This is a genomic window from Bradyrhizobium ivorense, assembly GCF_900696085.1.
Taxonomy (GTDB): domain Bacteria; phylum Pseudomonadota; class Alphaproteobacteria; order Rhizobiales; family Xanthobacteraceae; genus Bradyrhizobium; species Bradyrhizobium ivorense.
Genome location: NZ_CAADFC020000004.1, coordinates 1,526,457 through 1,540,556 on the forward strand (window position 1 = coordinate 1,526,457; position 14,100 = coordinate 1,540,556).

The window sequence follows — 14,100 nt, forward strand, 5'->3', positions numbered from 1 at the left end:
CGGGAGAGGGTGGGGAGAGGGGTGGCCGCGGGTGAGTTGATCGATAGACGCGTCGCTCGTGCGATTCCAACCGCGTATCGTCGAAGCTCATGTTGAGACCACCCGTGTGGTACCCCTCTCCCCAACCCTCCCCCGCAAGGGGGGAGGGAGCCCACTCGCCGGTGCGCTCCTTACTTAGAGCAGAGCCGCGGTACGCGCTGCTCACTTCACCAGCGAGCAGCCGCCGTCCGCCAGCGGGCGGAATGCCTGCTCGGCGGGGATCGTCGCGATCTGCTTGTAGTAGTCGTAAGGGTACTTCGACTCTTCCGGCTTCTTTACCTCGAACAGATACATCGGGTGGATGACGCGGCCGTCCTGGCGGATCGTGGTCTCGCCGAACAGCTTGTCGTTGCCCTTGAAGGTCTTCATCTGCGGCACCACGGCCTTGGCGTCGTCGCTGCCGGTGGCGGCGACGGCGTTGAGATAGGCGAGCGTCGAGGCGTAGACGCCGGCCTGGTTGCCGCTCGGCATCTTGCCGTTCATGCCGGGGCGCGCCGCAAAACGTTTTGCAAACGCGCGGGTGTCCTCGTTCATGTCCCAGTAAAAAGCCTCGAGTAGCTGCAGGCCCTGCGCGACCTTCAGGCCCATGCCGTGGATGTCGTTCACGAACAAGAGGAACGCCACCATGGTTTGGCCGCCCTGCTGGATGCCGAATTCGGCCGCCTGCTTCACCGCGTTGATGGTGTCGCCGCCGGCATTGGCGAGGCCGATCACCTTGGCCTTGGAGCTCTGCGCCTGCAGCAGGAAGGAGGCGAAGTCGGAGGTGCCGAGCGGGTGCTTGCTGGAGCCGAGCACCTTGCCGCCGTGCTTCTCGATGTAGTTGGTCGCCTCGGCCTCGATGCCCTTGCCGAGCGCGTAGTCGACCGTGACGAAATACCAGTCCTTGCCGCCGCGCTGCATCATCGCGGCCGCGGTGGTGTTGCCGGTCGCCCAGGCGTCGTTGACCCACTGAATGGTGTTCGGCGAGCAGGCTTTGCCGGTGAGGTCCGAGCTCGCGGTCGACGAGGCCAGGAACGTCATCTTGCTGTCGCGCAGGATGGTGTTGATCGCGAGGCCGACCGCCGAGTTCGGCACGTCGACGATGGCGTCGACGCCTTCGACATCGAGCCATTTGCGCGCGATCGCAGAGCCCACGTCGGCCTTGTTCTGATGGTCGGCATAGACGATCTCGACCTTGATGCCCTTGCCGCCGCCGCCAAAATCCTCCGCCGCCATGCGCGCGGCTTCCACCGAGCCCATGCCGTTAGTGTCCTGGAAGATGCCGGAAATGTCGTTGAGCACGCCGACGCGCACCACGTCGCCGGAAATTTCCGCACGCGCGCTGCCCGCGGCACATGCCACTGCCAGCGCCAGACCGATCCCAAAGCCCCTCATCGTATCCCCTCCCTTGTGTCGTTCCTGAGCCAGCCAGTTCGTCAGGCCGGTGTGATCTCGACCGGCAGGCTGGTGAGCCCGCGCAGCGTGTTGTTGAAAAGGCGCTTCGGCTCGCCGGTGATCTCGATGCTGGCGACGCGCCGCGCCAGCGCCGCCAGCATCACCTCGCCTTCGAGGCGGGCGACGAGCTGGCCGACGCACATGTGGATGCCCGAGCCGTAACCGACATGGCCGGAGGTGCGGCGGGTGATGTCGTAGCTGTCGGGCTTGTCCCAGCGCCGCGGATCACGGTTGGCGGCGGCGAGGAACATCAGCACCTTCTCGCCTTCCGGGATCGTGGCCCCGCTGAGCTCCACGTCGCGGGTGGTGGTGCGGAAGAAGGTCTGGACCGGGCTTTCGAACCGCACCGCTTCCTCGAAGGCGTTGCGCGCCAGCGTCGGATCGCCGCGCAGCCTCTCGAACTGGTCGGGGAAACGCGCCAGGCAATAGACCGCCGCGCCGATGCCGTTGACGGTGGTATCGAGACCGGCCGACAGCAGCGAGCGCACCAGCAGCGGCGCCTCCGTGGCCGTAATGGCGCCGCTGTCGACGTGGGCGTGGATGCAGGCGCCGATGGCGCCCGGGGTGAGATTGTCGCGCTGACACTGGTCGGCAATGTAGGCCTGGTGCGGCGCCGACCGCTCGATCGCCTCCTGGCGGAGCTGGTTCGGCGGCCCGAAGGCGTTGAACACCAGGCTCGCGTAGGGCAGCAGATGCTCGCGGCCTTCCGGCTTCAGGCCCAGCGCATCGGGGAAGATCGACAACGGATAGGCTTCGGCGAGATCCTCGATCGCGTCGAAACGGCGCTTCTCCAGCAGGGCATCGACGCGGGCCTCCGCGGCGGCGGCAAATCGCTCGCGCAGCGGTTTCAGCACGCTCGCCGACAACACCGCGCTCAGCACCGCGCGGGTGCGGGTATGGGCAGGCGGGTCGGCCTCCAGGATCAGGCTCGGCGGCCGCCATGGCTTCTCCTTGGAAAAATCGCTCAGGCCGACGCCGCGGCTGGAGCAGAACGTCGCGGGATCGTTCAGCACCGCATGGACCTCGGCATGGCGCGCCACGCCATAGACGTTCCACTTGTCGAGGTAAACCACGGGCCCGGCCTCGCGCAGCCGCTCATGGGTCGGGAACGGGTCGGCGAAGAACTCGAGCGCGAACGGGTCGACGTCGAGATGCGGAACGGACGTGCCGGCTTGTGCAGTCATCGGGACCTCCCGAGGTTTGATCTTGTCAAGTTGCACCGCATGTCTATTGCTCCCGGTGCAATTCGCAGCGATGATTTGAGAAATGAGCAGCCAGCCCCTCCCCCGAAAGCCCCGCCGGCCGAGACCGGTCGACCCCGCAGACGCCGCCGGCGGCCTGCTGCTCGACCTCAACCGCTATGTGCCGGCGTTCATCACCTTCATCGGCAACAAGCTGTCGAACAGCGCGACTGCCTATTATCAGAAGAATTTCGGGGTCAACGTCACCGAGTGGCGGATCATATCGCAGCTTGCGATCGAGCCCGGGATTCCGGCCTCCCGGATCTGCCAGGTGATCGGCTTCGACAAGGCGCCGGTCAGCCGCAACCTCGCGGCGCTGCAAAAGCGCGGCCTGCTGACGATCCGCACCGCCCCCGACGACGGCCGCACCCATTCGATCACGCTGACGGCGCGCGGCCGCGCCATCCATGACAAGGTCATCGTCGCGGCGCTGGAACGCGAGCGGCGGCTGCTGTCCTGCCTGAAAAAGGACGAGCGCGAGGTGCTGATCGACCTGCTGCGCCGGCTGCACGAGAATCTCGGCGCCGTGACCGGGCAAAGCACGAACTGAGCGCGCGCGGCCGGGCGCGGCATCCTGCGATGCCGCAGCGCTCCCAGGACTTTCGCCGGTCCGTGCTGTTCGCGCCCTACCGCGCAATATTGTTTCCTCCGACAACGCGTGGCCGTTGACCGGCCCCTGCTGGTTAGCCCGGAAACTTGCACAGCTTAGTTGCCATGGCAACTAAAAACGCGATGACGCGTTGCCGCAAGTCATGAGCGGACAGAGTTGTGACATTGGTCATCAGGTCAGGGAAGCACGCTCGTCAGGCTCCCTCCCCCCTTGCGGGGGAGGGTTGGGGAGAGGGGTAAGCCCCGGGCGAGATGATCAATGCAATCCCGCTTTCGCAATCGTCGTCGAAAGCACCAAACACTGCTGAGAGGACGCGCCGTGTGGCACCCCTCTCCCTAACCCTCCCCCGCAAGGGGGGAGGGAACCCTTCCGCCGGTGCTCGCGCACACAATCGGTTGGGACGACGCATCATCCTCCAATACCGCCACTGCCGCAGCGCGGCGGGTCAGCACCGCGCGCTGGTTGATGTAACCCTTGTCGGTGATCTCGCCGCCGTCGACCGAGGCCGGCTCGGCGAGCAGCAGCGCGCGGGTGGCGTGGCCGGAGGAATGTCCGCCCTGCGCCTTCAGCTTTGCCAGCCCTTGCGCGATCGCGGAACGGACGGCCGGATGGCCGATCACATCTTTCGCGTCCGCGCCCTCCGGCAGCCCAGCCTGCGCGCGGCAGGCGGCGAGATTCGGGAACACCAGAAAGCGGACCTCGTCGCGGCCATGGCCGGTGACGACGATGTCCTGCGCCAGCGGCGCCAGCGCCGAGATGCCGGCGACGCGCAGCGTGCCGACGCTGACCCAGGTGCCGGAATTGAGCTTGAAGTCCTCCGCGACGCGGCCGTCGAAGAACAGGCCTAGCTCCGGCTTTTCGGGATCGGCAAACGTCACGGCGTCGCCGATTTTGTAAAAGCCTTCCTCATCGAAAGCCTGCGCGGTGAGCTCGGCTGCCTTCCAGTAGCCCGGCGTCACGTTGGGACCACGCACGCGCACCTCGAGCTTGTCGCCCGACGGCACCAGCTTGAGCTCGGTGCCGGGAATCGGCACGCCGATATTGCCGGAGCGCTTGGCGAGGAAATGGCAGTCGGTCGCGAGCGGCGAGGTTTCGGTCGAGCCCCAGGCCGAGACCATCGGCAGGCGGCGGCCGACGGTCTTGAGCGACAGCTCCTCCAGCCCATCCCAGAGATTCTGCGGCAACGCCGCGCCGGCATAGAAGGCGAATTTTGTCCCGTCGAAGAATTTGCGGCACAGCGCCTCGTCGGTGCGCAGCGCCGCGATCAGCATGTCGAAGCCGCGCGGCACGTTGAAATAGACCGTCGGCACCACGCTGCGCAGATTGGCAAGCGAGGTCGCGAACAGCCCGGGCGCCGGCTTGCCGCCGTCGACATAGAGCGTGCCGCCGTTGCGCAGCACCAGGTTGAAATTGTGGTTGGCGCCGAAGGTGTGGCTCCAGGGGAGCCAGTCCAGAATAACGAGTTCGTCGCCGCTGGTTTCAAGGAAGGTCCAGGTCTGCGCCTTGGCCTGCTGGCTCGAGGTCAGCATGCGCTGGGTGTTGATCACCGCCTTCGGCGTGCCGGTCGAGCCCGAGGTGAACAGGAACTTTGCGATCGTATCCGGCGTGACGGCCGCAAACGCGTTGGCGACATCAGGCATCTCCGGCGTCGCCGCGATGCTGCGGAACGGCAGCGCATCGGCATCGTCAGGGTTGCCGCTGACGATGGTGGCACGATGCAGCGGCTTGATCGCGGCGAGCGCCGCCGTGAACGGCTTTGTGCCGCTGACATAGATGGCGCCGGGCTCGAGCAGGCCGATCATGCTCTTGAGCTTGTCGAAGTCTTTCGACATCAGCGAATAGGCCGGCGAGACCGCGGCCGAGGGCACGCCGACATGCTGGGCGGCCAGCGCGAACAGCGCGTGATCGATGCCGTTGTCGGAGAGAATGACCAGCGGCCGCTGCGCGCTCAGCCCCTGCGCCAGAATCCAGGACGCCGCGGCGCGCACGATTGCGAGCGCATCGCGATAGCTGACCGTGGTCCAGGGCAGTTCGGCACTGGCGCGCTCGCCGAGGAAGATGCGATCCGGCGTTTGCCGCGCCCAGTGCTCGAGCCAATCGCCGACGCAGCGGGCGCTGTCCTTTAGCGGCGTGGTGGAGCGCACCAGGATGCTGCCGTCGGCTCGGCGATCGGCCACGATCGCGGGCGTCGCGAACAGGCTTTTCGGATCGTCACCGCGGCTGGCGGCAATCGTCATGGTTTCCTCCTCGCCCGTGTCTTGCGGGATCGTGCGTCAGCAGCACGGTCCCAGCCAGGCTCTTGTCATGCTCCGTATCCCAGATTGTTGTTGTCGACAACAATCTTCAATCGCGGATATCCGATCGCAGCCGGAAGCTCCAAAGCAGTTGCCGCCAACACTCATCGATTTGCCCAAAAATACGGCAATCATGCCGGCAACCCGCATCGCTCTGCTCTGGGCAGCCAACTCAAGCTACTGAAACAATGACATAATCACCCAGACGATACGCGCCGGGCAATTGTACACAATGGCACACTGCTTGCTTCGATCGGACTGCATCTCTCGCGCAAGGCGCCGTTGCCTTGCCGCTCATCTGACGGGGCCAACCACGTGACCGAAACTGTCGCCGCAATCGTCGCCGCGCACCGCGCCGGCACAGTGAAACCGGCGCAAACCGTGGCGCGCAGCTATCAGCGCATCCGCGAGCACAACGATCCCGCCATCTTCATCAGCCTGCGCGACGAGGCGGATGCGATCGCCGAGGCCGAGCGGCTGACGGATCCGACGCTGCCGCTGTACAGCGTGCCGGTCGCGGTGAAGGACAATATCGACGTCAAGGGTCTGCCGACCACCGCGGCGTGTCCGGCGTATTCCTATTTGCCGGCACAGGATGCGACGGCGGTTGCAAAACTGCGCGCGGCCGGCGCCATCATCATCGGCAAAACCAACCTCGACCAGTTCGCCACCGGCCTGGTCGGCGTGCGCTCGCCCTATGGCATCCCCAAGAATCCGGTGCGCGCCGATCTGGTGCCGGGCGGATCGAGCTCAGGTTCGGCGGTCGCGGTGTCGGCCGGCCTCGTGCCGCTGGCGCTCGGCACCGACACCGCGGGCAGCGGCCGCGTGCCGGCGATGCTCAACAACATCGTCGGGCTGAAGCCGAGCCTCGGGTTGATCTCGAATGCGGGGCTGGTGCCGGCCTGCCGCACGCTCGACTGCATCTCGGTGTTCTCGCTCACCGTCGACGATGCAGTCGCGGCGCTTGCCGCGATGGCGGGGCCCGACGGCGCCGATCCGTTCTCGCGCGATCGGCCGCTGGCGCCGCTTGCAGCATTCCCGGCGAAGCTGACGCTCGGCATTCCCAAGGCTGGCCAGTTGATCTTCTTCGGCGACCACGCGGCCGAGAAGGCGTATGGCGAGGCGTGCAAGCGCTGGCAGGCACTCGGCGCCACACTGGTCGAATTCGACCTTGAGCCGTTTTACGAGACCGCGCGGCTGCTCTATGAGGGACCATGGGTCGCCGAGCGCTATCTCGTGATCCGCGATCTCTTGGCGTCGTCGCCCGAGGCAATCCATCCGGTGACACGCGAGATCACCATCGCCGGCGCGCGGCCGACCGCAGCCGACACCTTCGCCGCGCTCTATCGCCTGCAGGCGCTGCGCCGTGTCGCCGACCGCACCTTTGCAGAGCTCGACGCGATCGTGCTGCCGACCGCACCGACGGTCTATTCGACCGCGCAGGTGCTGGCCAATCCGATCGAGCTCAACTCCCGGCTCGGCACCTACACCAATTTCGTCAACCTGCTCGATCTCTGCGGCCTGGCGCTGCCATCAGCGATGCGGTCCGACGGCGCGCCGTTCGGCATCACGCTGCTGGCGCCGACCGGCCGCGACGCCAAGCTTGCGAGCATCGGCCGGGTGTTTCATGCCGACACCAGGCTGTCGATCGGCAGCAAAGCGTTGCCGCAGCCGTCGCTTGCCGCCGTGCCGGCGCAGGCCGGATCCGACGAGATCACGATCGCGGTGGTCGGCGCGCATCTCTCCGGCATGGCGCTGAACCACGAGCTGACGACGCTCGATGCGAGCCTGCTGGAAGAGGCGGTCACCGCGCCGGACTACAAGCTCTACAGGCTCGACACCACGCCGCCGAAGCCCGGCATGCTGCGCGTCGAGGCGGGCGCAGGCACGTCGATCAAGCTCGAGCTCTGGGCGATGTCGCCGGCCGCGTTCGGCAAATTCGTCGCCGCGATCCCGCCGCCGCTGTCGATCGGTACGGTGCGACTTGCGGACGGACGGCAGGCCAAGGGCTTTATCGTCGAGCCTGCCGCGATCGCCGGCGCGAAGGACATTTCGGCCTATGGCGGCTGGCGGACGTTCATGGCGGAGAAGGTGAAGGGGTAGCCCCTCCGTCATTGCGAGCGAAGCGAAGCAATCCATGCCTCGGCACATGCGGATAGATGGATTGCTTCGTCGCTTTCGCTCCTCGCAATGACGAGCGGTGAGAGCACGGCTCGCTACACCGACACCGCGTAGGTTTCATATTCTCCGCGCACCTGTTCGATATGGGCGCGCATCGCGGCGGCGGCGCCGGCCTTGTCGCCGCGCATGATGGCGACGACGACGCGGTCGTGCTCGGCGTGGGACTTTGCCAGACGGCCGAGATTGCGGAACTGGGCGCGGCGGAACGGCTGGACGCGCACGCGCGTCGCCAGGGTGATCTCGGCGATGTAGGCGTTTTGCGAGCCGGCGTAGATCGCGTTGTGGAAGCGCTCATTGACCTCGTGAAAGCGCTCGGGATTGCCGGTGTAGCTCAGCACCCGCAGCTCCTCGTGCACCGCCTCCAGCGCATGGCGCTCGGCCGGCGTCATCCGCTCGGCGGCAAGGCCGGCGCAGATCGCCTCGAGCTCGGCCATCGCCTCGAACATGCCGGTGAGCCGATCCAGCGACGGCCGCGCCACCACGGCGCCGCGATGCGCGCGGGCATCGATCAGGCCGCTGGCGGCAAGCTGCCGCAGCGCCTCCCGCACCGGCGTGCGCGAGACGTTGAAGCGGCGCGCGAGGTCGGTCTCGTCGAGCGCCGCGCCCGGCGGCAGCGTGCCGCGCACGATCTCGTCGGCGAGCTGCAGCCGCAACTCCTCGGCGCGGGTGGTCTTGTCGGCGAGCTGTGACGGGCGATCGACGCGGGGCACGGCCTCGGCGCCGGGGGGCTGTGCCGCACGCGATGGAAGATCGTCCAGGCTCATGCCTCAGGCGCCCTTGTTTCTGAGCATGATCTTTCCGGAAAACCGGATCCACTTTTCCGGATCATGCTCGCGGCTCATCGATCACACTGACATGGGCCGCGACGATTCTCCAACCCTCCGGGAAGCGCATCCAGGTCTGCATCTGCCGGCCCACCCTGCCGGGCGTGCTGTCGCGGTAGAACAGCGTCGAGGCGATCGCGGTGTCGCGGCCATAGGTGGTGATCACGGTGCGGTCGATCCTGCGCATCAGCCCGACCGGCGAGCGTGCGGCGCGGAACGCCATGATCTCCTCATAGCCGTAGAGATTTTCGCCGATGCCGTAGCGCAGCGTGCGCTTGTCGTTGCGGAACAACTCGTCGAGCACGGCCACATCGTTCGTGACCAGCGCCTTCTCGTAGCGCTCGAATTGCGCGGTGACCTCGGCGAGCACGTCGGGAAGATCGATGTCCATGGCTAGATTCCCCTCGGCGCCGGCGCGGCCGCGACACCCATCTGTTCCAGCGCCCAGGCAACCCGCAGCGCAACATCCTCGCGCCAGGGCGCGGCGATGATCTGCACGCCGATCGGCAGCGGTTCGAGCGGCACCGGCACGGCCACCACCGGCAGGCCGATGAACGAGATCGGCTGGGTGTGGATGCCGATATTGGGGCGTACCTGCAGCTCGACACCGTCGAGCACGAAATTGACCTGCCCGAGTTTCGGCGCGGTGCCGGCCGTCGCCGGCGCCAGGATCACGTCGACCGACTGAAACAGCTCCAGCACCTTGGCGCGGTACCAGCGGCGGAATTTCTGCGCCTTGTCGACATAGGCCGCCGGGATCATCGCGCCGGCGATCAGGCGGTCGCGCACCGCCGGATCGAAATCATTGGGACGCCTGCGCAACCGATCGAGATGCAGCGAGGCGCCCTCGGTCGTGGTGATGATGAAGGCCGCGGCGCGGGCGCGCGCGGCTTCGGGAATCTCGACAGTCTGCGTCGCGCCAAGCGCCTTTGCCACCCGCGCGACGGCCTCGGTCGCTTCCGGAAGGACGTTGCTCTGGAAGTAGCCGCCGGCGATCGCAATGCGCAGCCCGCCGAGGCCTGAGGTCAACGACGGCAGCGCCGGCTCGACCGGCCGCGTCGTGCAGGCGGCGTCATCGGCATCCGGCCCCTGCATCGCATCATAGGCGAGCGCGAGATCGGTCACGGTGCGCGCGAGCGGGCCGAGATGATCGAAACTCGCCACGAACGGAAAGCTGCGCGCCCGCGACAGCCGCCCGTAGGTCGGCTTCAGGCCGAAGATGCCGCAGAACGACGCCGGCACACGGATCGAGCCGTTGGTATCGGAGCCGAGCGCGATCGGCACCAGCGCGCCGCCGACCGCGCTGCCGGAGCCGCCGGACGAGCCGCCGGTCATCCGCGTCGGATCGTGCGGATTGCGCGACGGACCGTCATGCACGTTCTCGCCAGTGAAGTCGTAGGCGTATTCGCCCATGTTGAGCGCGCCGACCAGGACCGCGCCGGCCGCTTCCATCCGCTCGATCAGCGTGGCATCGCGCGGCGCCGGCGACAGGTCGCGGTTGATCTTCGAGCCGGCGCGGGTCGAGAGACCCTGCACGTCGAACAGGTTCTTCACCGCGAACGGCACGCCGGCAAGCGGCCCCACCGGTTGACCGGCCGCGATCGCGGCATCGATCGCCCGCGCCTTGGCACGAGCACGATCCGCGGTGACGTCGGTGAATGAATTGAGAATCTTGTCATGCGTCGCGATGCGCGCGAGCGCCGCCTCGGTGGCCGCAACGGCGGTGATCTTGCGGCCGGAGACCGCCTGCGCGATCTCGGCGGCCGACATGGGAACGGGATTCTCGGACATCGCGCGCTCAGGCCGCATAGATCGCGGCCGACTCGGTGTCGTCGGGCAGCGGGAATTCGTCGACCAGCCGCGCCAGCCGCAGCGATACCTCGAGGTTGGCGCGCACCACAGGACGCCAGGCGTCTTCCAGCGGCAACGCCATCGCGCTGGCGACGGCGTCGATGTAATCGTCGAGATGCTCGGCCATTTCACTCCCGTTCGAGTTAGCTTTGCGCATGATCCATTCGGAAAACCGGTTGCCACTTTTCCGGATCATGCGTCAGTGCACCGGCAACGGCGGATGCGGGATCGCCGTCAGCAATTCCCTTGTATAAGCATCCTGCGGATTGCCCAAGACCTGTTCGGACGTGCCCTGCTCGACGATGCGGCCGGCGCGCATCACGATGACGCGATCGCAGAGCAGGCGCACCACGTTGAGATCGTGCGAGACGAACAGATAGCTCATGCCCATCGACTGCTTGAGGTCCTGCAGCAGATTGAGCACCACCGCCTGCACCGAGACGTCGAGCGCCGCGGTCGGCTCGTCAAGGATCACAAGCTTCGGATGCAGCGCGATCGCCCGCGCAATGCCGACGCGGGCCTTCTGGCCGCCGGAGAGCTGATGCGGAAAGCGGTCGAGCAGATTGATCGGCAGGCCGACCAGACGCGCGAGCTCCTCGCAGCGGGCGCGTAGCGCGTCGCGTCCGCTGATGTCGCCGAGCTGCAGGATCGGGTCGGCGATCGCGCGCGCCGCGGTGAAGCGCGGGTTGAGGCTGTCGGTCGGATCCTGAAACACCATCTGGATCTGGCTGCGCTGCGGCAACCGCGCGAACGACTGCGGGAGGATACCGCCGATGTCCTCGCCGTCGAACACGATGCGGCCCGAGGTCTGGTCCAGGAGCCGCATCACCATCATCGACGTCGTCGACTTGCCGCAGCCGGATTCGCCGACCAGGCCGACGCTCTCGCCGTGGCCGACCGAGAAGCTGATGCCGTCGACGGCGCGGAAGATCTCCTCCTGCACCGGCGGCTTGCGGCCGAACAGCTTTGAAAGCACCGAGGTCGCGCCCTGGCGCGGGTATTCCTTGATCAGGTTTTCGACGGAGAGGAGGGGCTCCTCCGCGACCCCGCTTCGCTTCTCCCTCTCCCCGCTTGCGGGGAGAGGGTCGGGGTGAGGGGGACTCTCCGCGAGCGCGGTGCTTGGAGAGTCCCCCTCACCCGCCCCGCTACGCGGGTCGGCCTCTCCCCGCGTGCGGGGAGAGGCAGGAGCGTCCTCCTCCGGCAGCAGGTCGCGCAGCGACACGCCGAGCCGCGGCGTCGCGCGCATCAGCTTCTTGGTGTAGGCGTGCTGGGGCGCGGCGAAGATGTCGGCCGATTTGGCGGTCTCGACCACGCGGCCCTTCTCCATCACCACGACGCGGTCGCAATAGGCCGCGGCAAGACCGAGATCGTGGGTGATCAGGATGGTCGACATCGAACGCCGCTTGGTCAGCTCGACGATCAGATCCATCACCGCCTTCTGGGTGGTGACGTCGAGGCCGGTGGTCGGCTCGTCGGCGATCAGGAGCTGCGGGTTGCAGGCGAGCGCCAGCGCGATGACGACGCGCTGGCACATGCCGCCGGACAGTTCGAACGGATAGGCGTGGTAGCGCTCGCGGGGACGGGCGATCTTGACCTGCTCCAGCGCCTCGATCGCCTTCTCGCCGCGGTCGCCGACCTGCGCCTGCTGCACATGCTGGCGCAGCACGTCCTCGATCTGGTCGCCGACCTTGCGGATCGGGTTGAGCGCGGCGCGCGGGTTCTGGAAGATCATCGAGACTTCGCGGCCGCGCAGATCGCGCATCTGGCTCTCGGTCGCGGCCTTGACGTCGATGCCGGAGAACATCACCGAGCCCTCGGCGATCTTGCCGGCGCGATCGAGGATGCGCATCACGGCATACGACGTCACCGACTTGCCCGAGCCGGACTCGCCGACGATGCCGACGGTCTCGCCCTTGCCGACCTGGATGTCGACATGCTGCACCGCCTTGACGATGCCGCGGCGGGTGGTGAATTCGACGGTGAGGTCCTGCACGTCGAGCAGCGGCTGGGCGGTCATGCGCGCCCCTCCCGCGAGGCGTCAGGCAAAAGTGCGCAAAACAACCCCATGCAAAGTAGAAAAATGGTATCATTGCACCGTGAAAGGGCGATCATCACGTCCTCCGCCGCTGCGGTGGTGTGCCCCTTCTCCCCGTTCTTACGGGGAGAAGGTTGGGATGAGGGGCGTCTATCAGCGCACGCAGCCGGCTGAGGAGTTCGCGGAGACTCCCCCTCACCCGGATCGCATTCCATGCGATCCGGCCTCTCCCCGCAGACGGGGAGAGGCGAAGGCGGGCGCGCTGGACGAAAGATTTCTTCATCACGTTCTCCCCTGCGGCGGTATGCCCCTTCTCCCCGCTCTTGCGGGGAGAGGGTTGGGATGAGGGGCCTCTGTCAGCGCACACAGCCGGCTGAGGAGCTCGCGGAGACTCCCCCTCACCCGGTCCGCTAACGCGACCCGGCCTCTCCCCGCGGACGGGGAGAGGCGAAGAGGCGCGCGCCGGACGAAAGATTTCTTCATCACGTCCTCCGCTGCGGCGGTGCGCTCCTTCTCCCCGTTCTTACGGGGAGAAGGTTGGGATGAGGGGCATCTATCAGCGCACACAATTGGCTGAGGAGTTCGCGGAGGCTCCCCCTCACCCGGATCGCATTGCATGCGATCCGGCCTCTCCCCGCGGGCGGGGAGAGGCGAAGAGGCGCGCGCTGGACGAAAGATTTCATCATCACGTCCTCCGTTGCGGGTCGACGATGTCGCGCAGGCCGTCGCCGAGCAAATTGAAGCAGAACACCGCGATCATCAGCGCGAGGCCCGGGAACAGCGCGATCCACCATTCGCCCGACACCATGAAGCCGGCGCCCTCGGCGACCATGATGCCCCATTCGGCGGTCGGCGGCCGCACGCCGAGGCCGATGAAGGAGAGGCCCGCTGCGTTGAGGATGGCGTAGCCCATCGTCAGCGACATCTGCACGATCATGATCGGCATGATGTTGGGCAGGATGTGCACCAACAGGATGCGGTATTCGCCGTTGCCGGACAGCCGCGCCGCCTGCACGAAGCCGGCGTTGCGGCGGACATTGGCCTCGGCGCGCGCGACGCGGGCGTAGAGCGGAAAATTCACGATCGCGGTCGCGATGATGATGTTCTGCACGGTGTTGCCGAGCGCCGCGACGATGCCCATCGCGAGCACGAACAGCGGAAACGCCATGATGGTGTCGGCGATGCGGCCGACGATGCGATCGGTCCAGCCGCCGAAATAGCCGGCGGCGATGCCGGCGAGCCCGCCCATCAGGAACACCAGCACGACGGAGGCGACCGCGATGAAGGTATCGAGCCTCGTCGCGACAATGACGCGGCTGAAGATGTCGCGGCCGAGCTGATCGGTGCCGAACCAGTGCGCGGCCGACGGCGATTTCAACGCGGCGGCGGTGTCGGAGGCGAGTGGATCATAAGGAACGACGTAGGGACCGAACAGCGCGGCGAACAGGATCACCAGCAGCAGCGCGAAGGCGAAGCCGGTGACCTTGTTCTCGCCGAGCACGTAGCGAGTCTGCTCGAGGATCGCGGCCAGGCCCGAGGTCCGTGCCGGGCCGACCGGCTCAACAGTGGGGGCAACGCTACTCATCTGTCC

Annotated in this window: 11 protein-coding genes; 2 read left to right on the top strand and 9 right to left on the bottom strand. The window is 66.9% G+C overall.

Going from position 1 to position 14,100, the window contains the following annotated elements; all coding sequences use genetic code 11:
• Window positions 1–201: 201 nt before the first annotated feature.
• Together CI41S_RS07905 and CI41S_RS07910 are read right to left on the bottom strand one after the other, a co-directional pair.
• A complete protein-coding gene (locus CI41S_RS07905) occupies window positions 202–1,413 on the bottom strand; it encodes an ABC transporter substrate-binding protein (protein ID WP_139858297.1) in 1,212 nt (403 codons plus the stop codon).
• A 41-nt stretch (window positions 1,414–1,454) separates the two neighbouring features.
• Window positions 1,455–2,657: a cytochrome P450 gene (locus CI41S_RS07910; protein ID WP_139858299.1), complete on the bottom strand. Its 1,203-nt coding sequence runs from the start codon at window positions 2,655–2,657 to the stop codon at window positions 1,455–1,457.
• Window positions 2,658–2,739: 82 nt separating this feature from the next.
• On the opposite strand from CI41S_RS07910, the gene CI41S_RS07915 reads away from it, so the two are divergent.
• The gene (locus tag CI41S_RS07915) at window positions 2,740–3,264 is read left to right on the top strand and encodes a MarR family winged helix-turn-helix transcriptional regulator (protein WP_244626424.1); all 525 of its coding nucleotides are present in this window, start codon (window positions 2,740–2,742) and stop codon (window positions 3,262–3,264) included.
• 395 nt (window positions 3,265–3,659) lie between these two features.
• On the opposite strand, the gene CI41S_RS07920 is transcribed toward CI41S_RS07915, so the two are convergent.
• Complete coding sequence (locus tag CI41S_RS07920) at window positions 3,660–5,561, bottom strand: feruloyl-CoA synthase (protein WP_139858301.1); 1,902 nt, start codon at window positions 5,559–5,561, stop codon at window positions 3,660–3,662.
• Window positions 5,562–5,933: 372 nt separating this feature from the next.
• Here CI41S_RS07920 and atzF point away from each other — a divergent pair, with 372 nt between their 5' ends.
• Window positions 5,934–7,721 carry an allophanate hydrolase gene (gene atzF / locus CI41S_RS07925; protein ID WP_139858303.1) on the top strand — a complete coding sequence of 596 codons (1,788 nt, stop codon included), beginning with the start codon at window positions 5,934–5,936 and terminating at the stop codon, window positions 7,719–7,721.
• Between the two features lie 113 nt (window positions 7,722–7,834).
• Here the strand turns inward: atzF and CI41S_RS07930 are convergent, their stop codons facing one another.
• The 6 genes from CI41S_RS07930 to CI41S_RS07955 form a co-directional block, all read right to left on the bottom strand.
• A complete protein-coding gene (locus CI41S_RS07930; protein ID WP_139480379.1) occupies window positions 7,835–8,563 on the bottom strand; it encodes a GntR family transcriptional regulator in 729 nt (242 codons plus the stop codon).
• 61 nt (window positions 8,564–8,624) lie between these two features.
• On the bottom strand, window positions 8,625–9,014 hold the full coding sequence (hpxZ, locus tag CI41S_RS07935; protein ID WP_139858306.1) for an oxalurate catabolism protein HpxZ: 390 nt from the start codon (window positions 9,012–9,014) through the stop codon (window positions 8,625–8,627).
• Between the two features lie 2 nt (window positions 9,015–9,016).
• Complete coding sequence (locus tag CI41S_RS07940) at window positions 9,017–10,414, bottom strand: AtzE family amidohydrolase (protein ID WP_430642037.1); 1,398 nt, start codon at window positions 10,412–10,414, stop codon at window positions 9,017–9,019.
• Window positions 10,415–10,421: 7 nt separating this feature from the next.
• A complete protein-coding gene (locus tag CI41S_RS07945; protein ID WP_139480381.1) occupies window positions 10,422–10,601 on the bottom strand; it encodes a DUF4089 domain-containing protein in 180 nt (59 codons plus the stop codon).
• A 72-nt stretch (window positions 10,602–10,673) separates the two neighbouring features.
• Window positions 10,674–12,491, bottom strand: a complete 1,818-nt coding sequence (locus tag CI41S_RS07950; RefSeq protein ID WP_139858308.1) for a dipeptide ABC transporter ATP-binding protein — start codon at window positions 12,489–12,491, stop codon at window positions 10,674–10,676.
• Window positions 12,492–13,194: 703 nt separating this feature from the next.
• Entirely contained in the window at window positions 13,195–14,094 is a 900-nt protein-coding gene (locus tag CI41S_RS07955) for an ABC transporter permease (RefSeq protein WP_139858310.1), read from the bottom strand.
• Window positions 14,095–14,100: the final 6 nt, after the last annotated feature.